This window comes from Paralysiella testudinis (assembly GCF_016894345.1).
Classification (GTDB): Bacteria; Pseudomonadota; Gammaproteobacteria; order Burkholderiales; family Neisseriaceae; genus Paralysiella; species Paralysiella testudinis.
The window spans coordinates 874365-897730 of record NZ_CP069798.1 but is presented as its reverse complement, the minus strand read 5'-3'; the positions used below and the strand labels follow the sequence as shown (position 1 = coordinate 897730).

Below are 23366 nucleotides of genomic sequence, written 5' to 3'. Positions count from 1 at the left end.
CCTCGCCGTAGTTCAACGGATAGAACGTATGCCTCCTAAGCGTAAAATACAGGTTCGATTCCTGTCGGCGAGGCCACCCATCTTCGTGCTATTCAAGCCGCGCCAAGCTTTGCCATTAATCTACCACGCTCACCTGCAGGCTGCCTGAAAGCCGTCCTGCTTTGTGCTACAATCGCCCCCATTTGCTTACCAGCTGGTTTTTAAGGAATATCATGAGTTTGAAATGCGGCATTGTCGGCCTGCCCAATGTGGGCAAATCCACTTTATTTAATGCGCTTACCCAATCGGGAATTGAAGCGGCCAATTATCCGTTTTGCACCATCGAGCCGAATGTGGGCATTGTGGAAGTGCCGGATGCGCGCATGGATGCGCTGGCCAAAATTGTGAATCCGCAAAAAATGCAGCCGGCGATTGTGGAGTTTGTGGATATTGCAGGTTTGGTGGCCGGTGCCAGCAAAGGCGAAGGGCTGGGCAATCAGTTTTTGGCCAATATCCGCGAAACCGATGCCATTGTGAATGTGGTGCGCTGTTTTGACGATGCCAACATCGTGCATGTGGCCGGCAAAGTAGACCCGATTGCCGATATCGAAGTGATTGGCACCGAGCTAGCACTGGCCGACTTGGGCAGTGTGGAAAAAGCCATTGTGCGCGAAGGCAAACGGGCCAAATCGGGCGACAAAGAAGCGCAAAAATTGGTGGCGGTACTGGAGCGCCTGCAAACCCATCTACTCGAAGGCAAGCCCGTGCGCGCGGCCGGGCTGGACGACGAAGCGCTCGAAATCATCAAGCCCTTGTGCCTGCTCACCATCAAACCGGCCATGTATGTGGCCAATGTGGCTGAAGACGGCTTTGACAACAACCCGCACCTGGCGCGCTTGCATGAGCTGGCAGCCAAAGAAGGCGCACCGGTGGTGGCCTTATGTGCAGCAATGGAAAGCGAAATTGCCGAGCTGGACGACAGCGAAAAAATGGAATTTTTGCAGGAAATGGGCTTGGCCGAGCCGGGATTAAACCGCCTGATTCGCGCCGGCTACGATTTGCTCGGCCTGCAAACCTATTTCACCGCCGGGGTAAAAGAAGTGCGCGCCTGGACCATCCACAAAGGCGACACCGCCCCGCAAGCCGCTGGCGTAATCCACACCGACTTTGAGCGCGGCTTTATCCGCGCACAAGTGATTGCTTATGATGACTTTGTGGCGCTGGGCGGCGAAGCCAAAGCAAAAGAAGCGGGCAAAATGCGCGCCGAAGGCAAAGAATATGTGGTGAAAGACGGCGATGTGATTCACTTTTTGTTTAATGTTTAAATCCATACAAAAGCGCCTGTTCGGGCGCTTTTGTGTTTCAGGCAGCCTAAACACTTTTGGATAGCACCTTAACCAAACTGTTTGAATAAATGACTACCATGCCGCGCAAACCAATTAGCCAATACCATCCTGCCCTGTACTTTATCGCCGTTTGGCTGCGGCGCTTGCATCGTTATGTGGCTTGGTATGGCGATGGCCGCCGTTATGCGGCCGCACAAAGCACCGAAAAACTGGCTTATCAGGTGAAGAAACACCAGTCGGTGCTAATCAAAAAGCTGGGCGACAGCGACAAGCATTTGCAAATCAATAAAATAACCAATTTAAAAATCGCCGCACAGCCAATCAATGGTTTAATCATCCGCCCGGGCGAGGTATTCTCTTTTTGCCGCCGGGTGGGCTTGCCCACGCGGCGCAAAGGTTATCTGACTGGCATGGAGCTGTCGTTTGATCAAGCACGTGCCGGGGTGGGCGGAGGCATTTGCCAGTTGGCCAATCTGATACACTGGTTGGTGCTGCACAGCCCTTTAACAGTAACCGAACGACACCACCATTCTTTTGATCCTTTCCCTGACGATGGCCGGGTGTTGCCGTTTGGCAGCGGTGCCACTGTATTCTACAACTATGGCGATTATCAGTTTACCAACCACACGCCGTATACCTTCCAAATCAATTTATGGTTTTCCGACAAATGCTTGGAAGGGGAGCTGCGGGTGGATACGGTATTGGATTTTGCCTATCATGTATTCGAGCAAAAACACCGCTTTTTAAAGATAAACAATGTCTTTTACCGCCAAAACGAAATCTGGCGCCATAAAAAAGAACGCTTTAAAAGCGGTGAAATTCTGGCCACCGAGCTGGTCACACGCAATTTTGCCCGGGTAAGCTATGTGCCTGAAACATATGAAGAGGGCACCGATGCAGATCGGCCATAACCAACCTTTCAGGCAGCCAAGCGCAACAGAATTGCCATGACCCGATTCAAATTCTACGTCCGCCCGTCGCCAAAACTTGATATTGTGTTTGTAACGGCGATTACCCTATTTCGCCAAAAGCCCGTTTACGATTTTTTCGTCGCCAGATTTAGTACAGAAACAAGCTCTAAAGCAAGGTTTGGTTAAGCTTGGCATAAATCAGGCAAACCAACCGCACTTTATGCCGCGTGAGCCGTCACAATAACCGCCGCTGGGTTTCAGGCTGCCTGAAACCCAGCGGCGGTTATTGCTTATATCAACAAGGATCAGCACCATGAAATTGCATCATCGCTTACTAAGCGTATTTAGCGCCCTCTCTTTGGCCGCTGCACCCATGGCCATGGCCGAAATGAACCCGACCCAAGCCACCATAGTGGGTGCTGCCGTGGGCGGTGTGGTGGGCAGCATGAGCGGCAACGATATGCAATCTACCTTAATCGGCGCTGCTGCCGGCGGCCTACTGGGCAATCTACTCAGCCAGAGCAGCCGCAATTACAGTCGCGAAGGCCGCTACAACAACCGCTATTACTACGGCGGGCGTGAATTTGACCAACAAAACGAATACCTAGCCTACCGCGATGCCGCGCGCCGCAACCAACTCGCCGGTAAAGAGCGCAGCCGTTATCAGGATTACCGCCGCTGGCAGCGTCAATATGCTCAAGCACAGCCGACATCACGCGGCAACAACCAGTGGGGGCATCAACAGGGTCGTTATGGCCACCATCAGCATTCAAAACATACGCGCTGATGTTTGATGGGAAAGTTGCGCTACTTTCCCATTTTTAGCACCTGTTTTGTTGCAGTGCAACAAAATTACCACACCGCCACAAACACCGCTGCGCACCGCCTATTGCCGCTTTCACCATGGCTGATACAACTTCAGGCAGCTTATTGCGGCGCAAACCACAAGCAGGTGTATAAAACACGGTATAATTCAATCCTTTACTAACAATACCGTGGCGGCCATCAAGCGCGCCACTGAAGCGAGCACACACCATGTTTCCTTTTATCGCCCTGCAACAGCTGTGGCTGCAAAACCTGCAAATGGCCGCCGAAGCGCCACAAGTAATCAGCCAACGCCTCACCCTGTTTAGCCAACCTTGGTGGTCGGCCAATACCGTGGTCGAATATCAGGCCATGTATTGGGAAAAAATGGCCGCCATGCAGGAAATGTGCGCCACTTGGTGGCTGTTTTGGGGCTCCACCCAGCAACAACGCCAATTATTAGACGTGCGCCGCCCCTACCGCTACCAACAATGGCTCAATGATTCGGTGGCCACCGCCAACCACTCTTTATTTCCCTTCAGCCGCCGCGTCCACGCCAACCGCCAGCGTTTGCACCGTTTGCGCTGATTTCAGGCAGCCTTGGGCGTCTACAATCCGGCGTAAATAGTGTAATATAGCGCGCATTGCCAACCGAGCAGATGGACAATACCCTTATCCATCGCCACAATACCTTTCAGGCAGCCTGCCAGCATTCTGGTTGGGCTGCCTTACCGTTTACACCGGAGTTGACCATGAATACCCTGCTGATCGTGCTGGTTTTGCTGGTGGCCGCCGAGCATGTGTTTATTTTGTGGCTGGAAATGTTTGCCATTCCCTCGGCTTTGGCCGCACGGGTGTTTGGCATCAGCCAAACCGTGCAAAGCCAGCCGGAAATCCGCCGTTTGTTTGCCAATCAGGGGCTCTATAACGGCTTTTTGGCCGCAGGGCTGATTTGGAGCGTGCTGGCCGGCCCGCCGCTGGCCGCATCCTTGCAATTGTTTTTCCTCACTTGCGTGGTGGTGGCTGCGGTTTATGGTGCCGCCACCGCCAATAAGGCCATTTTATGGAAACAGGGCGGCCCGGCCATCGCCGCGTTATTGGTGTGGCTGGCGGTGCATTTAGCCTAATCGTTTTTTATTTGATTCTTATATTTAAGCCATCAACATGACTTCCATCATTCAGGATTTACGCGCACGCGGGCTGATTGCCCAAACCACCGATGCCGAAGCACTCGATGCTTTGCTGCAAGAGCAAAAAATCGCCCTTTATTGCGGCTTCGACCCCACCGCCGACAGCCTGCACATCGGCCATTTGCTGCCGGTGCTGGCTTTGCGTCGCTTCCAACTGGCCGGACACACCCCGGTGGCCTTGGTGGGCGGCGCCACCGGCATGATTGGCGACCCCAGCTTTAAAGCGGTGGAGCGCAACCTCAACACCGCCGACACCGTGGCCGCATGGGTAGACAAAATCCGCGCCCAATTGGCACCATTTTTGAGCTTCGACGGCACCAACGCCGCCCTCATGGCCAACAACCACGACTGGTTTGGCGGCATGGGCTGCCTGGATTTTCTGCGTGACATCGGCAAGCATTTTTCCGTAAATGCCATGCTCAATAAAGAATCGGTTAAGCAGCGCCTGGAGCGCGACGATGTGGGCATTTCGTTTACCGAATTTGCCTATGCCCTGCTGCAAGGCTACGACTTTGCCGAGCTTAACCGCCGCCACGGCGTGCTGCTGCAAATCGGCGGCTCCGACCAATGGGGCAACATCACCGGCGGCATCGACCTGTGCCGCCGCCTCAATAAAGCCACCGCTTACGGCCTCACCCTACCCTTGGTCACCAAATCCGACGGCACCAAATTCGGCAAAACCGAAGGCGGCGCCGTGTGGCTGGATGCACAAAAAACCTCGCCCTACCAATTTTACCAATTCTGGCTCAAAGTGGCCGATGCCGATGTGTACACCTTCCTTAAATACTTCACCTTCTTAAGCGTGGCCGATATCGATGCCATCGAAGCGCAAGATAAAGCCAGCGGCAGCAAGCCCGAAGCCCAGCGCATTCTGGCCGAAGAAATGACCCGCTTAATCCACGGCGAAGCCGCATTGGCCGCCGCACAGCGCATTTCAGACAGCCTGTTTGCCGAAGACCAAAGCGACCTCACCGAAGCCGACTTCGCCCAATTGGCGCTGGACGGCCTGCCGGTATTTAACGTATCCGGCAAACTGAATGTGGCTGAAGCATTGGTGCTCAGCGGCTTGGCCAAATCGAATAAAGAAGCGCGCGGCTTTATCGCCAGCGGTGCCGTGGTGCTCAATGGCAAAGCGGCCGAGCGCAACAACCCCGACCACGCCGCCGAAAAACCCGACGATGCCTATTTATTCACCCCCGCGCACCAGCGCTTTGGCCGCTACACCATTTTGCGTCGCGGCAAACGCAACCATGCTTTACTTATTTGGGCTTAATACCATGAAAAAAACCTTCTTAGCCGCCGTACTGTGCGGCCTATTGTCCACCCACGCCTTGGCCGCCGATGCCGATACCGAGCAGCGCCTGCAACGCCTGGAAGCACAAGTCAGCCAACTGCAAAACCGCATCGTACTGCTGGAGCGCGCCTTAAGCCAAAGCAGCAACAGCGGCAGCGGCAACAACACCTATGTGTGCCGCCTCAGCCCGTTTGCCACCACCTATAAAGGCGAGTCCGACAACCAAGGTCGCGCCAAACGTCAAGCACAACAAGCCTGCCTGCGCGACCACCAGATGATGTTTTGCCAAACCGAACAAATCCGTTGCGACCGCTATTGAATCTTTTCAGGCAGCCTAGGATGGATTGATTTTCTTCACGCCGCCTTTCAGGCAGCCTCAGATTGATTGATTTTTTCTCAGGCTGCCTGAAAGGTAGCCTGAAGCGCCCCACCCTAAACCATTTTGATAATCATCAGCAGAAAGCCCGCATGAGCAACGCCACCATTTTGCAAAACCTGCCCCTGGGTGCCAAAGTCGGCATCGCCTTTTCCGGCGGCTTGGACACCTCCGCCGCCCTGTTGTGGATGAAACTGAAGGGCGCACTGCCCTATGCCTACACCGCCAACCTCGGCCAGCCCGACGAAGACGACTACGAATCCATTCCGCGCAAAGCCATGGAATACGGCGCCATCGAAGCGCGGCTGATTGATTGCCGCAGCCAGCTGGCACACGAAGGCATTGCCGCCATCCAGTGCGGCGCTTTCCACGTGAGCACCGGCGGCATGCCTTATTTCAACACCACCCCGCTGGGCCGCGCCGTTACCGGCACCATGTTGGTGTCGGCCATGAAAGAAGACAACGTCAACATCTGGGGCGATGGCTCCACCTACAAAGGCAACGACATTGAGCGCTTCTACCGCTATGGCCTCATCACCAACCCCGCGCTGAAAATCTACAAACCGTGGCTGGATCCGCAGTTTATCCATGAGCTGGGCGGCCGCCATGAAATGAGCCACTTTCTGGTTGCCCACGGCTTCAACTACAAAATGTCGGCAGAAAAAGCCTACAGCACCGACTCCAATATGCTGGGCGCCACCCACGAAGCCAAAGATTTGGAATTCCTCAATACCGGCATCAAAATCGTGAAGCCGATTATGGGCGTGGCGTTTTGGGATGAAAACGTAGCAGTGAAGCCCGAAGAAGTGAGCGTGCGCTTCGACGAAGGCGTGCCGGTGGCCTTAAACGGCCAAGAATATGCCGATCCAGTTGAGCTATTCCTCGAAGCCAACCGCATCGGCGGCCGCCATGGTTTGGGCATGAGCGACCAAATCGAAAACCGCATTATCGAAGCCAAAAGCCGCGGCATCTACGAAGCCCCCGGCATGGCCTTGCTGCACACCGCTTATGAGCGCCTGCTCACCGGCATCCACAACGAAGACACCATCGAGCAATACCGCTTCAATGGCATCCGCTTGGGCCGCTTGCTGTACCAAGGCCGCTGGTTCGATTCGCAAGCACTGATGCTGCGCGAAACCGCCCAGCGCTGGGTGGCGCGCGCCATCACCGGCGAAGTCACGCTGGAATTGCGCCGTGGTAACGACTATTCGATTCTGAACACCGAATCGTCCAACCTCACCTACGCCCCCGAGCGCCTGAGCATGGAAAAAGTCGACAATGCCGCCTTTACCCCGCTGGACCGCATCGGCCAGCTCACCATGCGCAACCTCGACATCATCGACACCCGCGCCAAGCTGGAACTCTACGCCGGCAGCGGCCTGCTGCTGCCCGGCCACGATTCGGTGCTGCCGCAACTGGACAACCGCAGCAAGAAATAAACCGCTTAAGGCTGCCTGAAAACCCCCGCAGTGCCGATTGCGCACTGCGGGGGTTTTATATCGTAGGGTGCGTCATTTGCACCATTTTGAAAATACAGTGAAATGCAGAATACAACCCTAGCGCACCTCATCTGAAAAATCTGCTGGCGGCAACGCATCGGCGGCCAAGGGCGCGGCGGCGGCACTGTTGCCCACCCGTGCCGCTTCCGTACAAGCGCCGTTCCACAGCGAAGCGCGGCAGCGCAAATGGCCCACATACTGCAAAGGCACCACCGGCACCACCGAAGGCACATCATGCTCGCGCATATGCAGAATATCCGCCGGGCTAATCCATTCCGGCGGCGTGTGCGTGAGCGGCAAACCGGCGCGGTTATACGCCTCAATCACCAGCTGCGAGCAAAAATAGCGCTCACCGGCAAACGGCGTTACCTGCACCAGCGCCATGGTGTTCAAACACATATGTCTGAATTGGCGCGGAATCAGCGGCAATTCGCACACCTTGCGGGTAACCGTATACGGGGTTTGCTTGAGAATACCCACATAATTGTATTTTCCGCCCGCTTCCTGCTCGGCAAAGCGGCGGATGGCCACCGCCGCCGTGCTATTGAATTGCGGGTGGCGGTATACCGCCAGCAGCGGGCTGTGGTGTACGCTGTCGTCTAGGCTGCCGATGCGCACACCGCTGCCCACCGCCTCGGCAATCTGCCCATCGCCCAAGTACAAAAACGCGTGGCTTACCGAGCTATTGCCAAACAAACGCAAACTGCGCGACTGCAAACCGGAATCGGCGGAAAACAAAATATCCCCCGCCTGCAAATCCGCCGCCTGAATCGGCACCACCCCGGTGGGCGCGGCGGTGTTGTTGCGCTGGAACTGCAAATCATAGCGGTGCTGGCCATCCACATCTTCACCGCGGTGCCATTGCGCGGCACAAGCGCTGAGCAAAAAACACAGCAAGAGAATGCAGATTGATTTCATAAAGGCTGCCTGAAACAAAAAACCGCCTTGCAATCACAAGGCGGTTTTGGGTGTTTGGTCGGAGTGAAAGGATTCGAACCTTCGACCCCCTCGTCCCGAACGAGGTGCGCTACCGGGCTGCGCTACACTCCGAAAGACGGCTATTATAGGCACATCGCACGCCCTTGGCAAACAGCCAAAGCCAACCTAAAGATAAGCATTTAAATAATCAGCGAAAATTTAAATCAAACAATATGTTTATCACGGCTTCAACCCGCATACAGCACAAACAAACAAGGCCGTTTTTTCAGATTGGGTAAGGCCGCCATTTGGCGCCACTGTGCCACGCTTTGGCTGATGATGGTTTGCGTGGGCAAGGTTAAATCGGCGGCAATACACAGCCGCGTGGCCGGATGCAGAGCGGCGATGGCATCGGCCAGCAATGCATCGTTGCGATAGGGGGTTTCAATAAACAATTGGGTTTCGTTTTCGCTGCGCGAGCGGGCTTCCAAGGCTTTCAGGCAGCCGCTGCGTTCGGCTTTATCGGTGGGCAGATAGCCTTTAAAGGCAAAACACTGGCCGTTGGCACCGGAAGCCATTAAGGCCAACAAAATGCTCGACGGCCCCACCAGTGGCATCACCGCAAAGCCGTGCGCATGAGCCAGCGCCACCAATTGTGCCCCGGGGTCGGCCACCGCCGGGCAGCCGGCTTCGCTAAGCAAGCCCATGCTGCGCCCGGCCTGCAACGGTGCCAGCAAGGCGGCGATGGTGTTGGGATCGGTGTGTTCATTGAGTGTGCGCAAATTCAAATCGCGAATGGGGCTGCTTACGCCCAACGCTTTCAAATGGGCGCGGGCGGTTTTTTCCGCCTCCACCACAAAGTCGGTAAGCCCCACTATGGCCGCTTGCTCGTGTGCCAGCAAGCATGGCGTGTCGGCAGCCCCCAAGGGCGTGGGAATCAAATACAAAACGGGCTGGTTCATGGCAAGGCCACTCCTTCGGCGTGTAAGAAATCCACCAAGGTGAATAAAGGCAGGCCGATTAAGGCGCTGGGGTCGGTGCTGTCGATGCGCTCAATCAGCGCCACGCCCAAGCCTTCGCTTTTGGCAGCACCCGCGCAATGCACCGCATCCGGCTCCAGCGCCAAGTAGCGGCTGATTTGCGCACTGCTCAGCTCGCGCATTTTCACCGTGGTGACATCCACATGGCGCTGACAATGGCCGCTGGCACTGTTTAGCAACACCAGCGCGCTGTAGAACACCAGTGTTTGGCCGCTGGTTTCGGCCAACATTTGTTGCGCCTTTGCCACGGTTTGCGGTTTGCCCAATTGGCGCTCACCGCACCAAGCCACCTGGTCGGCACCGATAATCAGCGCATCAGGATAGGCTGCCGCCAAAGAGCGTGCTTTGCCCTCTGCCAAGCGTAAAGCGGTATCCGGCGCGGCCTCGTTTGGCAGCGGCGCTTCGTCGAATTGCGGCGCGGCTGCCTGAAACGGCACTTGCAGCAATTGCAATTGCTGCTGGCGAAAGCGCGAAGTAGAGCCTAAAATAAGCGTTGTTTTTGAAGTCATTGGCGCAAACTCGTTGACAGAAAGACAAACAAAATTATATCATGCTCCGTTTATGTTAGACCCTATTTTGATTGACACGGCCAAGTTCACCCAAGAAGGCCTGAGCCACAGCGGCGAAACCACCCTCGCGCAGCTGGATGCACGTGTGTTTACACATGAGCTGCTGGCCGATACGGGCGACACCGTGCATTACCGCATCCGTGGCGGCACCGACCGCTGGCAACGCCCGTTTTTGGACATTGCCTTGAGCGGCGTACTGCAATTGGTGTGCCAACGCTGCCTGAAGCCGGTGCCGTTTGTGCTGGAAGATCATGCCCATGTGGTGCTGTTTGCCGATGAAGCGCGTCTTGACGAAGCCATGGCCGCCGATGAAACGCTGGAAGGCATGCTGTACAGTGCCGAAATCGACTTGCGCACCTTGCTGGAAGACCAATTGCTGATGGCCATCCCCTTTGCCCCGCGGCACGAGGATTGCAACAACGCCACGCTGGCACGCGTTAATCAAGACCAACCCAACCCTTTTGCCAAGCTGGCCGGATTAAAATCCGACCGCTAACCCCATTTCGATTTACTTTTTGCTTAGGAGCAACCCAAATGGCAGTTCAACAAAACAAAAAATCCCCTTCCAAACGCGGTATGCACCGCTCGCACGACTTCCTGACTGCACAGGAATTGTCTACCGATGTGAACACCGGCGAAGTGCATCTGCGCCACCACATTTCCCCCAACGGCATGTACCGTGGCCGCAAAGTGGTGAAAGCCAAAGGCGAATAAGCCCCACCTCGGTGAAACCCCGATACCAAAGCCAGACGTTGCCTTGTGCAATCACTGGCTTTTTTGCATTGCAATACAGGCTTTAAACGCTGCCTGAAGCCGGTATAAACACATTTCAGGCAGCCTAGATACCTCTTTTTGTTAACCCACCCCATTCGGCACTTCCGATGAAAAAAATCTGGTACACCTACGACGACATCCACCACGTTATCCAACAGCTGGCCGCCAAAATCGAGGCTTCCGGCCAGCAATTTGACGCCATGGTGGCCATTGGCGGCGGCGGCTTTATCCCCGCCCGCATTTTGCGCAGCTTTTTAAACATTCCCATTTATACCGTTACGCTGGCCTATTACGATGCTAACGACAAGCCCACCGACAGCCCGCAAAAAATCCAGTGGATTGAAGGCATCGCTGCCAATCTGCAAGGCAAAAACATCTTGGTGGTGGATGAAGTAGACGACAGCCGCGTTACGCTGGAATACTGCCTCAACGAGCTGGCCCAGGCCGGCATCAGCCAATTGGGCGTGGCCGTATTGCACGAAAAACTCAAGGCCAAAAAGGGCACACTGCCCGCCAATCTGCCCTACTTCAGCGGCATCACCGTGGAAGACTGGTGGATCAACTACCCGTGGGATGCGCTGGATTTGGCCGCCCACAACAGCGAAGCCGCCAACGGCAACCACCATAGTGAAATAAATAAAAAAGCGCTACGGCGTTAGCTCGCCTTAGCGCAAAGCGAACAATTTTGTACGGCGCTAAAGCGCCAACAAAAGTCAGTTCCGTACTACCTGTACTGTCTGCGGCTCGCTGCCTTGTATCACTTAATTCTTTATTTCACTACAGAAAGCACAAGCGGATTATGACCATCAAAACCATCGCGGTCGACGCCATGGGCGGCGACATCGGCCTAGACGTAACCATCCCCGGCGCCGTGGCGTTTTTAAAGCAGCAAGCCGATGCCCATTTGATTTTGGTGGGCGACGCCGAGCGCATTCAGGCAGCCTTAAGCGCCGCCAAAGCGCCGCTGGAGCGCATCCGCATCCAACACGCCACCCAAGTAGTGGACATGGACGAAGCCCCGCCTTCGGCGTTGAAAAACAAAAAAGATTCGTCCATGCGCGTGGCCATCAACCAAGTCAAAGAAGGCGCGGCGCAAGCGGCGGTTTCCGCCGGCAACACCGGTGCCTTGATGGCCACCGCCCGCTTTGTGCTCAAAACCATTCCCGGCATCGACCGCCCGGCAATCGCCAAATTCCTGCCCGCCCAAGGCGACCACCTCACCTTGATGCTGGACTTGGGCGCCAATGTCGACTGCACCAGCGAGCAGCTGTTTCAGTTTGCCTTAATGGGCAACGAATTGGTGGCGGCGCTGTATCCTCAGCGTGGTGCGCCCAAAGTGGGGCTCTTGAACGTGGGCACCGAAGACATTAAAGGCACCGACACAGTAAAGCAAACCTTTGCCCTGCTGCAACAAAGCCAATTGAATTTTATCGGCAATGTGGAAGGCAACGCCGTGTTCAGCGGCAACGTCGACGTGGTGGTGGCCGACGGCTTCACCGGCAATGTGGTGTTAAAAACCATTGAAGGCGCAGTGAAATTTATCGGCGGCGTGATTAAAGAAGAATTCAAACGCAGCATGCTCACCAAAGCCGCGGCGCTACTGGCTCTGCCCACACTCAAAAACTTCAAGCAACGCCTAGATCCGCGCCGCTTTAACGGCGCCATCTTCCTCGGCCTGCGCGGCGTGGTGATTAAAAGCCATGGCGGCACCGATGCCGAAGGTTTCACCTACGCCTTACAAGAGGCCTACCACGAAATCAAAATGGATTCTCTGCACAAAATCGAAACCGGCATTGCCCGCCAACTGGCTGCCATCGAATCCGTATCGGGTCTGCATGACGGCAACACCGATTAAGCGGCGTTGATTCACCGCAATCATCGCTTATCCATACCGCCTAAGGCTGCCTGAAAACCACACCCAACTTTTCAGGCAGCCTTGTTTATTTAATTCAGTCCGTTTTGTTCCCACTGCACGCAAATGCAGACAAGCTAGAGCAATTTATCTACAATGGCTGCTTTGTCCGGTAACACAGGCACTATTTATGCAATACGCACAGATTCTCGGCACCGGTAGCTATCTACCCGCCCGCCGCATGAGCAACGACGACATCAGCAAAATCGTTGACACTTCCGATGAATGGATTACCGAGCGCACCGGCATCAAAGCGCGCCACATTGCCGCGCCGGGCGAGCAAACCAGCGATTTGGCGCTGCAAGCCGCCCGCGCCGCCTTGGCCGATGCCCGCGTGCGTGCCGAAGACATCGACCTAATTATCGTGGCCACCGCCACCCCGGACATGACCTTTCCCGCCACCGCCTGCATTGTGCAAAACAAGCTGGGCATCAGCGGTTGCCCGGCGTTTGATGTGCAGGCCGTGTGTGCGGGCTTTATGTATGCCATCGTCACCGCCAACGCCTATATCCGCAGCGGCATGGCCACCAAAGCGCTGGTGATTGGCGCCGAAGTTTTCAGCCGCCTGCTCGACTGGAACGACCGGCGCACTTGTGTGCTGTTTGGCGACGGCGCCGGAGCGGTGGTATTGGGCGCGGCAAGCAGCCCCGGTATTATGCACGCCAAACTCAAGGCCGATGGTGCCTACAGCCACATCCTCAACACCCCCGGCAAAGTGGCCGGCGGCGGCGTAGATGCCTCACCATTTTTGTATATGGACGGCCCGGCGGTGTATAAATTTGCCGTGAAAGCATTGGCCAAAGTGGGTGCCGAAGTGCTACTGGAAGCCGGGCTCACCGCTGCCGACATCAACTGGGTGGTGCCACATCAGGCCAACTACCGCATCATCGAATCCACCGTGCGCCACCTGGGCATTTCGCTGGACAAGGTAATTCTCACCGTGGCCGATCACGGCAACACCTCAGCCGCCTCCATTCCGCTGGCCTTGGATGTTGGCATCAAAAGCGGCCGCATCCGCCGTGGCGATACCTTATTATTGGAAGGCATTGGCGGCGGCTTTGCTTGGGGTGCGGTATTACTGCGTTATTAAAAGCACGAGGCTGCCTGAAACCGTTTCAGGCAGCCTAGAACACATCATCCCAACACAGCCAAATCCAACCACAACGGATTTGCTATACTTGCACCATTCTTGAATCGCCTTATTTACCTTCAGCCACCACGGCAACTGAATCCGGCACCCTAAAACCCCATCAAGGAATACCCATGAACTTTGCCTTTTTCTTCCCCGGCCAAGGCTCGCAAAGCCTGAATATGATGGCCGGTTTCGACAATATGGCCGTAGTGAAAGACACCTTTGCCGAAGCCAGTGATGTCCTAGGCCAAGACCTGTGGGCGATGATGAACACTGATGCTCAAGCCATCAACGACACCGTCAACACCCAGCCCTTAATGCTCGCCGCAGGCGTGGCCACTTGGCGCGCTTATCAAGCATTGGGTGGCAATAGCCCCACCGCGCTGGCCGGACACAGCTTGGGCGAATACAGCGCCTTGGTGGCCGCAGGCAGCTTGGATTTTGCCGATGCCGTGCGGCTGGTGCGCCTGCGCGCGCAGCTGATGCAAGAAGCAGTACCGCAAGGCGCGGGCGCCATGGCCGCCATTTTGGGGCTAGACGATGATGCCGTGCGTGCCGTTTGCGCCGCCGCAGAAGCCGAGCTGAGCGGTGAAGTGGCCGAAGCGGTAAACTTCAACTCCCCCGGCCAAGTGGTGATTGCCGGCAGCGCCGCCGCCATCGCCCGCGCCGCCGAGCTGGCCAAAGCAGCCGGCGCCAAACGGGCGCTGCCGTTGCCGGTTTCCGTGCCTTCCCATTGCCGCCTGATGCAGCCGGCCGCCGCCAAACTGGCCACCGCCTTGCAAAACACCGCTTTCGGGCAGTCTGAAATCCGCGTAATTCACAATGCCGATGTGGCCGCCCACACCGACATCGCTCAAATTAAAGACGCACTGGTGCGCCAACTGTATTCACCTGTGCGCTGGACCGAAACCGTCGCCTTGCTGGTAGAGGAAGGCATCACCGAATCGGCAGAATGCGGCCCCGGCAAAGTATTGGCCGGCTTGGCCAAACGCATCGACAAAAGCGCCAACTGCACCGCACTAACCAGCCAAGAACACATACAGGCCTTTATCGATACCCACTGAATCAGCTTTAACACCGCCTGAATCCATAAAATCAATACTCATTAAACCCAGGCGGCACATGGATTGCACCAAAGGGGCGTGGTATGCATGACGATACATTACCGAAAACCGAGCAGGCGCCGGGCGATTTGATTCAAGACGAGCCTTTGCTGACCTACCAATCTTTGCCGCCGGGCAACGATGACCCTTTGGCCGCACTGATGTCACGCCTGCCTGATGAAGCCAGCTTCTGCACACCGACATTACAAGCACTGTTTTTCGACACGCAACAACACAACAGCGCACTGCACCAAGCTGAAGCGAGCAACGCCACGGCCAACGCCAGCGCCACTGAATCGGCAACCAAACCCGCTGCCGTATCGGCATCCGCCTTGGCCGGGGTTCATTATCCATTGCACCCCCTTAAGCAGCACGGGCGCGACCCCGCCCGCATCAAGGCTGCCGAGCTGGCCGTTATCCAACATGCCGCCTTAGAGCCGCAGATGCAAAACTGGTGCCGTAGCTATCCGGATCGTTATATTGAAGAAAAAATACGCGCCGTGGCCACCGTTATCGTGACAGAAAAAGGCTATTTCGGCTTGGGCATGGACGAGCAATCCATGTTGTTGTATGACATTCGCTTTCTGCTGGCCAGCCATCACCACCTGATTGCCGACGCCGACAGCTGGCTGCAACAACACCAGCCGCCAGAACAAAACCATGGCGCCTATTTTTATCCGGTTGAACACAATCTCGAGCTGGCAGAATTATGGCTGTACAAGCGCTTGGCGGATGGCGATGTGGTGGAAACCATGAGCGGCCTCAAGCCTAGCCCCGAATTCGCCCAAACCATACAACAAGTGCTCACCGCCTACACCTGGGGCTAATGCCTTATTGCAACATCGGCAATCTTAATCTGCGCAGCAACACAGCGCTTGCCAATACCTTGTTCAACTTAACAAAGGAACATCATGAATCAAGATTTAAGCGGCAAAACCGCCCTCATCACCGGCGCCACCCGCGGCTTGGGCGCCGCCATTGCCCACACATTGGCCGAGCATGGCGCCAAAGTGATTGGCACCGCCACCAGCAGCACCGGTGCCGACAGCATCAGCCAAGCACTGGCTGAGTTTGGCGGCGAAGGCCGTGTGCTTGACATCGGCGAAGAAGGCAGCATCGAAAACCTGATTGCCGACATCGAAAAAGAACACGGCGCCTTGGCCATTTTGGTGAACAACGCCGGCATCACCCGCGACAATTTGCTGATGCGCATGAAAGACAGCGAATGGGACGACATCATGCACATCAACCTCAAATCCGCCTTTCGCGCCAGCAAAGCCGCCATGCGCGGCATGATGAAAGCGCGCCACGGCCGCATTATCAACATCACCTCCGTGGTAGGCCTGATGGGCAATGCCGGCCAAGCCAACTACGCCGCCGCCAAAGCCGGCTTAATCGGTTTTAGCAAATCGATGGCACGCGAACTAGGCAGCCGCGGCATCACCGTTAACTGCGTTGCCCCCGGCTTTATCGACACCGACATGACCCGTGCGCTCACACAAGAACAACGCGATATGTTCACCGCCCAAACCGCACTGGGCCGCTTTGGTGAGCCGCAAGACATCGCCGCTGCGGTGCTGTTTCTCGCCAGCGAGCAGGCACGCTACATTACCGGCCAAACCCTGCATGTAAACGGCGGCATGTTGATGCCCTAAACCGGCTTAGCCGCATAGCCAAGGCTGCCTGAAACGCAGTTTCTGCGAAGCGAAAAGATTTCAGGCAGCCTTATTGCATCTGCCCATATCGTTACAACACCCCCACACCCGCCGCAAACCGCTCAGCAATGCTATACTTGCGCCATTGATTTTCTTTTCAGGCAGCCTTGCATGAGCCAAGCGCAAAACCACATTCTGTGCATGAAATGGGGCAATAAATACGGCCCCGAATACGTCAACCGCCTCTACAATATGGTGAAACAGCACCTCACCCTGCCGTTTACCTTTATCTGCCTTACCGACGACCCCCACGGCATCAACCCCGCCGTGCAATGCCACCCCATTCCCGATTTGGGCTTGCCCGCCGGCCTGCCCGAGCGCGGCTGGAAAAAACTCACCACCTTTAGCCCCGATTTATACGGCTTAAGCGGCACCGCCCTGTTTTTGGACATTGATATTGTGATTATCAACAATATCGACGCTTTCTTCACCCAGCCTGCCAGCCGCGCCGACGAAGTATGGATCATCCGCGATTGGAAAAAACCGTGGCGCATGGTGGGCAACAGCTCGGTCTACCGTTTTGACATCGGCGCCATCCCCGGCCTGCTCGACTACTTCCGCCAAAACTTCAACGACATCCGCCAGCGCTTTCGCCACGAACAGGCGTTTTTATCGTGGTATGTACGCGAACACCACCAGCTAAGCTATTGGCCTGCCGACTGGTGCCTCAGCTATAAATACCACATCCTCAAAAAACTGCCGTTCTCCCTATGGCAGCCACCAGCCAAGCCCAGCCACGGCAAAATCATCGTCTTCCACGGCGAAATCAACCCGCCCGACGCCATTGCCGGCGGCGGCGGCAAGTGGTACCGCAAAGTACTGCCCGCACCGTGGTTGCAAGACTATTGGCAATAAAACACATCATGAATGACCACGCCGACGCGCACATTGTGCTGATTGAAGACGAAACCGACATCGCCCAGATGGTGGCGTTTGCGCTCAGTCGCGCCGGGATGCGCAGCAGCCACGCCGCCAACGGCCAAGCCGGCTTGGCCTTGCTGCAACACGGTGCCGATGCGGTGATTCTGGATGTGGGTCTGCCGGATATGGATGGCTTCGAGGTACTCAAAGCCATCCGCAAACACCGCGATTTGCCGGTGCTGATGCTCACCGCCCAAAACGAAGAAATCGACCGCATCCTCGGCCTTGAGCTGGGTGCCGATGATTACATCGGCAAGCCTTTCAGCCCGCGCGAGCTGGTGGCACGGGTGAAAACCGTGCTCAAACGCACACGCAGGCTGCCTGAAAGCCCGCCGGATAGCACACCCGCCGCCGACAACAACGGCTTTATATTCGACGCCGAACGGCTACAAATTTGCTACTGCGGCCAGCCGCTGCCGCTCACTCTGGCCGAATCGCGCCTGCTGCAACACCTGATGGCGCAACCGCATCGCGTGTTCAGCCGCCGCCAGCTGATGGCAGCCGCTTTTTCCGACCACCACCCTTCCGACGAGCGCAGCATCGACACCCACATCAAATCGCTGCGCTTAAAAATCAAGCAAATCGCCCCCAACGCCGAGCCCATCGTGACCCACCGTGCCTTGGGTTACAGCTTTGAGCCCTAATTCAAAAATCAAACAGCAAGTATCGGCAATGAAGCGTGCGCCAATGTACCCTATCGTTTTCAGGCAGCCCTAACTTCAATCGAAAGCCCACATATGAAAATCAGTTTCGGCCTGCGCTTTATGGCGGTGTTTCTGGCGCTGCTGTTGGTGTTGTCGTGGCTGTTTGTTAACCAAGCGCTGGATCACATCAAGGTGAGCATGCGCCAATCGGCCGAAACCACGCTGGTGGACATGGCGCAATTGCTGGCCACCGGGCTGGAAAGCGAAATCGACAGCGACGGCCGTTTAGACACCGCCCGCTTTGCCAACCGCTTTCAGGCAGCCCAAAACAAACGTTTTAATGCGCAAATCTACCAATTTCAAAAACAGCAATTGGATTTGCAAGTGTACGTCACCGATGCGCACGGCATTGTGCAATACGACTCGCTGGGGCAGCACACCGGCCAAGATTATTCCCACTGGCAAGACGTATCGCGCACACTCAAGGGCGAATACGGCGCGCGCAGCAGCTTTATCAGCGCCGAGCACACCCAGCCCAACGATCCCAAACACATGGTGGTGGCCGCGCCGATTCTGTATCAGGGGCAAATTGCCGGTGTGCTGGCAGTCACCCAGCCAATGCAGCAATTCGATGTGTTCAGCCTCTCCGGCGCCGCCGAATTGCGCTATTTCGTGTTCAGCGGCATGTTGCTGGCGCTGGTGATTATCGTGCTGATGAGCTGGTGGCTAACCCACGCGCTGGGGCGGCTTTCCACCTATGCCGAAGCCATGGCTGCCAACCGTGTCGCGCCGCAGCCACGCTTTCACGAGCCGCATTTCGCCCGCTTGGCACAGGCAATTGAACACCTGCGCCTAGAGCTGGACGGCAAACAGCATGTGGAAGAATACATCCACGGCCTCACCCACGAGCTGAAAACCCCCATCACCGGCATTCAGGCAGCTGGTGAATTTTTGCAAGAAGACGACCTCAGCCCCCATGAGCAGCAGCAGCTGGTGGGGCGCATACTGGCCGCCAACCGCCGCATGCAAGACTTGGTGGCACGCATTTTGTCACTGGCCAAATTGGAAAACCGCAGCGGCCTTGCCCAAAGCACGGCCGTGCGGCTGGATCAGCAAGCGGCGGCGGCACTGGCCGCCTGCGCACCGACCTTGGCGACCAAACAAATTGCCATCCACGGCCTGCCGTTGGTGGACACCACCGTATACGGCGATACCTTGTTGATTAGCCAAGCCATCGACAATCTGCTGGCCAATGCGCTGGCTTTTTGCCCCCAAGGCGGCGACATCCGCCTGAACCTGAGTAGCGACCAAACCGCCGTGCGCCTGCGCATCATCAACAATGGCGCACCCATTCCCGACTACGCCCTGCCGCGCCTGTTTGAGCATTTTTTCTCTCTGCCGCGCCCCGATGGCAGCGGCCGCAGCAGCGGCCTGGGGCTGAGCTTTGTGGCGCAAATCATGGCGCTGCACGGCGGCAGCGTGGCGGTGGCTAACCATGCCGATGGCGTGGTGGCGGAGCTGATATTTCCGGCAACGCCACCCAAGCAATCATCATAAATCGCCATCATCACCGGATTTTTCAGGCAGCCTGCGCACCGCTTTAGACGGCAAGGCATACCAATCCACACGGCGGGTGAGGAACATCGCCAATGCAATCAGCGCAAACATCAGCAGCGAGCCAATCAACAAGGTGTTTTCATCGGTGTGCAGCAGCCAGTACAACAAGGCATACAGCAGCGCCAGCAAGCCGCTGCACGCCAAAGCATGGCGCCAACCGGCCAGCACATAATGCAAATACCAGCCAATCAATCCGATACAGGCTGCCGCCGCGCCCGCATAGGCATAATCAAAGCCCACCTGCTCGCCAAACGACAGCAGCAACAGGTAAAACACCGTGAGCGCCGCGCCCACCAACACATACTGCACCGGATGGATGCGCAAGTCGCGCAGCACTTCATACAAAAAGAAGGTGCCAAAGGTGAGCACAATAAACAGCATGCCGTATTTCAGGCTGCGCTCGGTGAGGCTGTAGTTGTCGGTGGTGTCAACAAAGCGCACGCCCATCTGCTGCCAGCCACTATCCCAATTCCAACATCCCACTTGCTCTGTGCCTGCATTCAGGCAGCCTTGCAGCATGTTGGCATTGTCTTGCCCCGCCGCCGGGTTGTGCCAGCGGGCGCTAAAGCCTTGGGCGTTGATGCTTTTCTCCAAGGGCAGATTGGTGCCGAAAAAGCCGGGATGCGGCCAGTCGGCCTGCATATTCAGCACCGTGTCTTCCCCCAGCGGCAATACCCGCACCGACTGGGTGCCCGCCAATTCAAAATCAATCGCAAACGGCTGTGCCGCATCGGTGCGAATCTGCGCCGGGGCTTGCAGCCAGCGGATACCGCCTTCAACCGGCAAACCGGCTTGAGCCACAAAAGTTTGCGCTTGGCTGCCTGTTTTGAGCACCGGCATGGCCGCCAGCCCGCGCCGGTCGGATACCGCCATCCGCCACTGTGCTTGCGCCCAGTCGGCACTTTCATTATTGGCCAACACCAGCTGGCGCGCATCTAGGCTGCCTGAAACCGCCACCGTGCCGTTAAAACTCTTGGTGGCATAAATACCGCGCTGAAACTGGCCATCACGCACCTGCCATTGCTGCTGCCAAGTGGCCGCTTGCGGCAACAACACCGCCATGCGCACCAATGTAGGCTTACAGGCAGCCTTGCCCACCCAGCCACTGGCGGCTGCCGGCGTAGGGGTAGGCGTCGGTTTGGCGGCAGCGGGTGCCGCATCCGCAGCACACACCGACATCACCGGCACCTGCACAAACGGCGCCATAATGGTTTGCTCGGCCACATATTCGCGGCCAATATCGGCCACCACCTGCTCGGCATAAGCTTGGCGCTCAAACAAAACACCCCGCACCGCCCCCAAACACAGCCAAAACAACAAACACAAAGCGGCAATGCCCGCCAGCTTGATCGACATTCTCTGCATGATAAACCTCCTGATAAAGACCGATTTATCATCGCAAACCCCTGCAAAGTAATAGTGGTGTTTGTGTGAAGAATTGCCCACACAAAATTCATCGACTCTTCCCGCAGACTTCATCGCCGCAGCGCACACTGGTGTTCATTATCCACCCGCCCACAAAAGGCTCTCCCATGAAAACCCTGCAAAAATGGCTGCTCTGGCTGGCGCTGTGCTGGCTCACCTTGGCACGCGCATTGGCCGCCGAAGGCGGCAGCGCCCCCGAAATGCGCCTGGCCGACGCCAAAACTGGCGCCCCCAGCGCCGCCTTACTGATGAATATGGCCGTAAACGGCAACATCAACGGCATGGTGGCCGGCATGCACATCAGCCAAACCTTCACCAACCCCGGCGCTGGCTGGGTAAACGGCACTTATGTTTTCCCCCTGCCTGAAAACGCTGCCGTAAACGAGCTCACTTTTATTGTGAATGGGCGCAAAATTACTGCCCAAATCAAAGAGCGCGCCCAAGCACAACAGATTTTCGAACAAGCCAAACAGGCGGGCAAAAAAGCAGCCTTGCTGGAGCAGGAACGCCCCAATCTGTTTACCATGAGCATCGCCAACATCCCGCCGCACGCCACCGTGCAGGCCGACATCCACTATGTTGAGCTGGCGCGCTACGATAACGGCCAATTCAGCCTGCGCCTGCCCACCACCCTCACCCCGCGCTATATGCCCGGCAGTGCCGCCGCCAGCAACAGCGTGGTGCAAGACGATGGCCAAGTGGTGCCTTTGCAGTCGGGCAACGGCTGGGCCAGCAACACCGCCGCCGTGCCCGATGCCGCCCGCATCAGCCCGCCGCAAACCCGCGCGTCATCCGGCCAAAACTATAGTGTCGATATCAACCTCAACAGCGGCCTGCCGCTGGCCAAGGTGACCGGTTCGCAAGCACTGGTGGTGAGCAACAGCAACGGCCGCCACCATGTGCGCCTGCAAGCAGGCAGCGCACGCATGGACAGCGACTTTGTGCTCAGCTGGCAGCCGCAAGCGGGTAGCGAGCCGCAAGCCGCCGCCTTTACCCAAACCCTCAACGGCCAGCAATACACCATGCTGATGCTGGTGCCGCCCAGCCAAGCCACCCGTGCCGCCATCCCGCGCCAACTGGTGTTTGTGATCGACAGCTCCGGCTCCATGGCGGGCGAATCGATGGATCAGGCCAAAGCCGGTTTATTGCAAGCCCTAGGCTACCTGAACCCCGGCGACACCTTTAACATCATTGATTTCGACAGCGAAGCCCGCGCCCTGTTTCCCGCCACCGTGGCCGCCAATGAAGCCAATCTGCAGCGCGCACAGCAATTTATCAATGGATTGGAAGCCGACGGCGGCACCGAAATCGACACCGCTTTAAGCCTGGCCACCCAAATAACACAACAGCCCGACAACAGCAAACGCACCGCGCAAATCGTGTTTATCACCGATGGCAGCGTGGGCAATGAGCGGCAAATTTTTGAAAACCTGCAAGGCAAGCTTGGCAACACCCGCCTGTTCACCGTGGGCATCGGCTCGGCACCCAACAGCTACTTTATGCAAAAAGCCGCCCAATACGGCCGCGGCAGCTACACCTATATCGGCAACAGCAACGAAGTGGCCGCCCAAATCGCCGCCCTGTTTGCCAAAATCCAAGCACCGCAATTGCGCAACATCCGCGTAAACTGGGGCGTGCAAACCGATGCCTATCCACAGCACATCCCCGATCTCTACGCCAGCGAACCCCTGCTGCTGCTGGCGCAATCCCAGACAGCACCCAAACAATTCAGCGTTAGCGCCGACGGCAACACCGGCCCATGGCAACACAGCCTAGATTTAAGCCAAAGCGCCAACAGCGACAACCTAGCCACCGTATGGGCACGGCGCAAAATCGACAACATCAGCGACAGCCTGAATTTAGGCTTAATCGGCCGCGACGAAGCACGCGATCAAATCCTGCCGCTGGCATTGGCACACCGGCTGCTGTCTGAATTCACCAGCTTCGTGGCGGTGGAAGAAGTGGTGAGCAAGCCGCAAACCGAATTGCCGCAAGACTTGGCCGTGGCCAACCTGATGCCAGAAGGCAGCACCATGGCCGCCCCCTACCCGCAAACCGCCACCGCCGCCGCCTTGCTGCAATGGCTGGGGCTGCTGCTCCTGCTCACCGCCGCCTTATGGTGGCAATGGCAGCAACACTTGGCCAAACCGACGGCTTAAAACAACAAGGCTGCCTGAAAATCCATCATCGTTTGCAG

General features: G+C 56.8%; 24 protein-coding genes and 2 tRNA genes. 21 read left to right on the top strand and 5 right to left on the bottom strand.

Features of this window, described 5'->3' with window-relative positions; genetic code table 11:
* Window position 1 precedes the first annotated feature (1 nt).
* From JQU52_RS04530 to argG, 9 genes are all read left to right on the top strand, one after another.
* A tRNA-Arg gene (locus tag JQU52_RS04530) sits at window positions 2–76 on the top strand.
* A 136-nt stretch (window positions 77–212) separates the two neighbouring features.
* Window positions 213–1304 (top strand): redox-regulated ATPase YchF, encoded by a 1092-nt coding sequence (gene ychF / locus JQU52_RS04525; protein ID WP_230339952.1) that lies wholly within the window; start codon window positions 213–215, stop codon window positions 1302–1304.
* A 98-nt stretch (window positions 1305–1402) separates the two neighbouring features.
* Complete coding sequence (locus JQU52_RS04520) at window positions 1403–2236, top strand: VanW family protein (RefSeq protein ID WP_230339951.1); 834 nt, start codon at window positions 1403–1405, stop codon at window positions 2234–2236.
* A gap of 313 nt (window positions 2237–2549) precedes the next feature.
* On the top strand, window positions 2550–3023 hold the full coding sequence (locus tag JQU52_RS04515) for a glycine zipper domain-containing protein (protein WP_230339950.1): 474 nt from the start codon (window positions 2550–2552) through the stop codon (window positions 3021–3023).
* A 248-nt stretch (window positions 3024–3271) separates the two neighbouring features.
* Window positions 3272–3628 carry a hypothetical protein gene (locus tag JQU52_RS04510; protein ID WP_230339949.1) on the top strand — a complete coding sequence of 119 codons (357 nt, stop codon included), beginning with the start codon at window positions 3272–3274 and terminating at the stop codon, window positions 3626–3628.
* 164 nt (window positions 3629–3792) lie between these two features.
* Window positions 3793–4167: a DUF1304 domain-containing protein gene (locus JQU52_RS04505; protein WP_230339948.1), complete on the top strand. Its 375-nt coding sequence runs from the start codon at window positions 3793–3795 to the stop codon at window positions 4165–4167.
* A 37-nt stretch (window positions 4168–4204) separates the two neighbouring features.
* A complete protein-coding gene (tyrS, locus tag JQU52_RS04500) occupies window positions 4205–5503 on the top strand; it encodes a tyrosine--tRNA ligase (RefSeq protein ID WP_230339947.1) in 1299 nt (432 codons plus the stop codon).
* Window positions 5504–5507: 4 nt separating this feature from the next.
* Window positions 5508–5843 (top strand): hypothetical protein, encoded by a 336-nt coding sequence (locus tag JQU52_RS04495; protein ID WP_230339946.1) that lies wholly within the window; start codon window positions 5508–5510, stop codon window positions 5841–5843.
* 149 nt (window positions 5844–5992) lie between these two features.
* Window positions 5993–7339, top strand: a complete 1347-nt coding sequence (gene argG, locus JQU52_RS04490; RefSeq protein ID WP_230339945.1) for an argininosuccinate synthase — start codon at window positions 5993–5995, stop codon at window positions 7337–7339.
* Between the two features lie 117 nt (window positions 7340–7456).
* Here the strand turns inward: argG and JQU52_RS04485 are convergent, their stop codons facing one another.
* The 4 genes from JQU52_RS04485 to JQU52_RS04470 all read right to left on the bottom strand — a co-directional run bounded on the left by JQU52_RS04485 (window position 7457) and on the right by JQU52_RS04470 (window position 9866).
* A complete protein-coding gene (locus tag JQU52_RS04485; protein WP_230339944.1) occupies window positions 7457–8317 on the bottom strand; it encodes a C40 family peptidase in 861 nt (286 codons plus the stop codon).
* Window positions 8318–8372: 55 nt separating this feature from the next.
* Window positions 8373–8449, bottom strand: a tRNA-Pro gene (locus JQU52_RS04480).
* A gap of 116 nt (window positions 8450–8565) precedes the next feature.
* A complete protein-coding gene (locus tag JQU52_RS04475) occupies window positions 8566–9279 on the bottom strand; it encodes an SAM-dependent methyltransferase (RefSeq protein ID WP_230339943.1) in 714 nt (237 codons plus the stop codon).
* Complete coding sequence (locus JQU52_RS04470) at window positions 9276–9866, bottom strand: Maf family protein (protein ID WP_230339942.1); 591 nt, start codon at window positions 9864–9866, stop codon at window positions 9276–9278. Before JQU52_RS04470 ends, JQU52_RS04475 begins: the two co-directional genes overlap by 4 nt.
* A gap of 52 nt (window positions 9867–9918) precedes the next feature.
* Here JQU52_RS04470 and JQU52_RS04465 point away from each other — a divergent pair, with 52 nt between their 5' ends.
* The 11 genes from JQU52_RS04465 to creC all read left to right on the top strand — a co-directional run bounded on the left by JQU52_RS04465 (window position 9919) and on the right by creC (window position 19684).
* On the top strand, window positions 9919–10422 hold the full coding sequence (locus JQU52_RS04465) for a YceD family protein (RefSeq protein WP_230339941.1): 504 nt from the start codon (window positions 9919–9921) through the stop codon (window positions 10420–10422).
* Window positions 10423–10460: 38 nt separating this feature from the next.
* On the top strand, window positions 10461–10640 hold the full coding sequence (gene rpmF, locus JQU52_RS04460) for a 50S ribosomal protein L32 (RefSeq protein ID WP_230339940.1): 180 nt from the start codon (window positions 10461–10463) through the stop codon (window positions 10638–10640).
* Window positions 10641–10807: 167 nt separating this feature from the next.
* Window positions 10808–11359, top strand: a complete 552-nt coding sequence (locus JQU52_RS04455) for a phosphoribosyltransferase (protein WP_230339939.1) — start codon at window positions 10808–10810, stop codon at window positions 11357–11359.
* Window positions 11360–11505: 146 nt separating this feature from the next.
* Window positions 11506–12555 (top strand): phosphate acyltransferase PlsX, encoded by a 1050-nt coding sequence (gene plsX / locus JQU52_RS04450; RefSeq protein ID WP_230340522.1) that lies wholly within the window; start codon window positions 11506–11508, stop codon window positions 12553–12555.
* Between the two features lie 187 nt (window positions 12556–12742).
* Window positions 12743–13702 carry a beta-ketoacyl-ACP synthase III gene (locus JQU52_RS04445; RefSeq protein ID WP_230339938.1) on the top strand — a complete coding sequence of 320 codons (960 nt, stop codon included), beginning with the start codon at window positions 12743–12745 and terminating at the stop codon, window positions 13700–13702.
* Window positions 13703–13875: 173 nt separating this feature from the next.
* Window positions 13876–14808, top strand: a complete 933-nt coding sequence (gene fabD, locus JQU52_RS04440; RefSeq protein ID WP_230339937.1) for an ACP S-malonyltransferase — start codon at window positions 13876–13878, stop codon at window positions 14806–14808.
* Between the two features lie 83 nt (window positions 14809–14891).
* Complete coding sequence (locus JQU52_RS04435) at window positions 14892–15674, top strand: hypothetical protein (protein WP_230339936.1); 783 nt, start codon at window positions 14892–14894, stop codon at window positions 15672–15674.
* Window positions 15675–15755: 81 nt separating this feature from the next.
* Window positions 15756–16502, top strand: coding sequence for a 3-oxoacyl-ACP reductase FabG (gene fabG / locus JQU52_RS04430; protein WP_230340521.1), 747 nt, complete (start codon window positions 15756–15758; stop codon window positions 16500–16502).
* A gap of 171 nt (window positions 16503–16673) precedes the next feature.
* The gene (locus JQU52_RS04425; RefSeq protein ID WP_230339935.1) at window positions 16674–17417 is read left to right on the top strand and encodes a hypothetical protein; all 744 of its coding nucleotides are present in this window, start codon (window positions 16674–16676) and stop codon (window positions 17415–17417) included.
* A gap of 8 nt (window positions 17418–17425) precedes the next feature.
* Window positions 17426–18127: a response regulator gene (locus JQU52_RS04420; protein ID WP_230339934.1), complete on the top strand. Its 702-nt coding sequence runs from the start codon at window positions 17426–17428 to the stop codon at window positions 18125–18127.
* Between the two features lie 93 nt (window positions 18128–18220).
* Window positions 18221–19684: a two-component system sensor histidine kinase CreC gene (gene creC, locus JQU52_RS04415; RefSeq protein ID WP_230339933.1), complete on the top strand. Its 1464-nt coding sequence runs from the start codon at window positions 18221–18223 to the stop codon at window positions 19682–19684.
* On the opposite strand, the gene creD is transcribed toward creC, so the two are convergent.
* Window positions 19679–21109: a cell envelope integrity protein CreD gene (gene creD, locus JQU52_RS04410; RefSeq protein WP_230339932.1), complete on the bottom strand. Its 1431-nt coding sequence runs from the start codon at window positions 21107–21109 to the stop codon at window positions 19679–19681. The genes creC and creD overlap by 6 nt on opposite strands.
* A 167-nt stretch (window positions 21110–21276) precedes the next feature.
* Between creD and JQU52_RS04405 the strand changes: the two genes are divergently transcribed.
* Window positions 21277–23328, top strand: coding sequence for a marine proteobacterial sortase target protein (locus JQU52_RS04405; RefSeq protein ID WP_230339931.1), 2052 nt, complete (start codon window positions 21277–21279; stop codon window positions 23326–23328).
* The last annotated feature ends 38 nt before the right edge of the window (window positions 23329–23366 follow it).

Coding starts and splice junctions, on each gene's coding strand:
- ychF (WP_230339952.1), top strand. CDS start 213: ATGAGTTTGAAATGCGGCATTGTCGGCCTGCCCAATGTGGGCAAATCC.
- JQU52_RS04520 (WP_230339951.1), top strand. CDS start 1,403: ATGCCGCGCAAACCAATTAGCCAATACCATCCTGCCCTGTACTTTATC.
- JQU52_RS04515 (WP_230339950.1), top strand. CDS start 2,550: ATGAAATTGCATCATCGCTTACTAAGCGTATTTAGCGCCCTCTCTTTG.
- JQU52_RS04510 (WP_230339949.1), top strand. CDS start 3,272: ATGTTTCCTTTTATCGCCCTGCAACAGCTGTGGCTGCAAAACCTGCAA.
- JQU52_RS04505 (WP_230339948.1), top strand. CDS start 3,793: ATGAATACCCTGCTGATCGTGCTGGTTTTGCTGGTGGCCGCCGAGCAT.
- tyrS (WP_230339947.1), top strand. CDS start 4,205: ATGACTTCCATCATTCAGGATTTACGCGCACGCGGGCTGATTGCCCAA.
- JQU52_RS04495 (WP_230339946.1), top strand. CDS start 5,508: ATGAAAAAAACCTTCTTAGCCGCCGTACTGTGCGGCCTATTGTCCACC.
- argG (WP_230339945.1), top strand. CDS start 5,993: ATGAGCAACGCCACCATTTTGCAAAACCTGCCCCTGGGTGCCAAAGTC.
- JQU52_RS04485 (WP_230339944.1), bottom strand. CDS start 8,317: ATGAAATCAATCTGCATTCTCTTGCTGTGTTTTTTGCTCAGCGCTTGT.
- JQU52_RS04475 (WP_230339943.1), bottom strand. CDS start 9,279: ATGAACCAGCCCGTTTTGTATTTGATTCCCACGCCCTTGGGGGCTGCC.
- JQU52_RS04470 (WP_230339942.1), bottom strand. CDS start 9,866: ATGACTTCAAAAACAACGCTTATTTTAGGCTCTACTTCGCGCTTTCGC.
- JQU52_RS04465 (WP_230339941.1), top strand. CDS start 9,919: ATGTTAGACCCTATTTTGATTGACACGGCCAAGTTCACCCAAGAAGGC.
- rpmF (WP_230339940.1), top strand. CDS start 10,461: ATGGCAGTTCAACAAAACAAAAAATCCCCTTCCAAACGCGGTATGCAC.
- JQU52_RS04455 (WP_230339939.1), top strand. CDS start 10,808: ATGAAAAAAATCTGGTACACCTACGACGACATCCACCACGTTATCCAA.
- JQU52_RS04445 (WP_230339938.1), top strand. CDS start 12,743: ATGCAATACGCACAGATTCTCGGCACCGGTAGCTATCTACCCGCCCGC.
- fabD (WP_230339937.1), top strand. CDS start 13,876: ATGAACTTTGCCTTTTTCTTCCCCGGCCAAGGCTCGCAAAGCCTGAAT.
- JQU52_RS04435 (WP_230339936.1), top strand. CDS start 14,892: ATGCATGACGATACATTACCGAAAACCGAGCAGGCGCCGGGCGATTTG.
- JQU52_RS04425 (WP_230339935.1), top strand. CDS start 16,674: ATGAGCCAAGCGCAAAACCACATTCTGTGCATGAAATGGGGCAATAAA.
- JQU52_RS04420 (WP_230339934.1), top strand. CDS start 17,426: ATGAATGACCACGCCGACGCGCACATTGTGCTGATTGAAGACGAAACC.
- creC (WP_230339933.1), top strand. CDS start 18,221: ATGAAAATCAGTTTCGGCCTGCGCTTTATGGCGGTGTTTCTGGCGCTG.
- creD (WP_230339932.1), bottom strand. CDS start 21,109: ATGCAGAGAATGTCGATCAAGCTGGCGGGCATTGCCGCTTTGTGTTTG.
- JQU52_RS04405 (WP_230339931.1), top strand. CDS start 21,277: ATGAAAACCCTGCAAAAATGGCTGCTCTGGCTGGCGCTGTGCTGGCTC.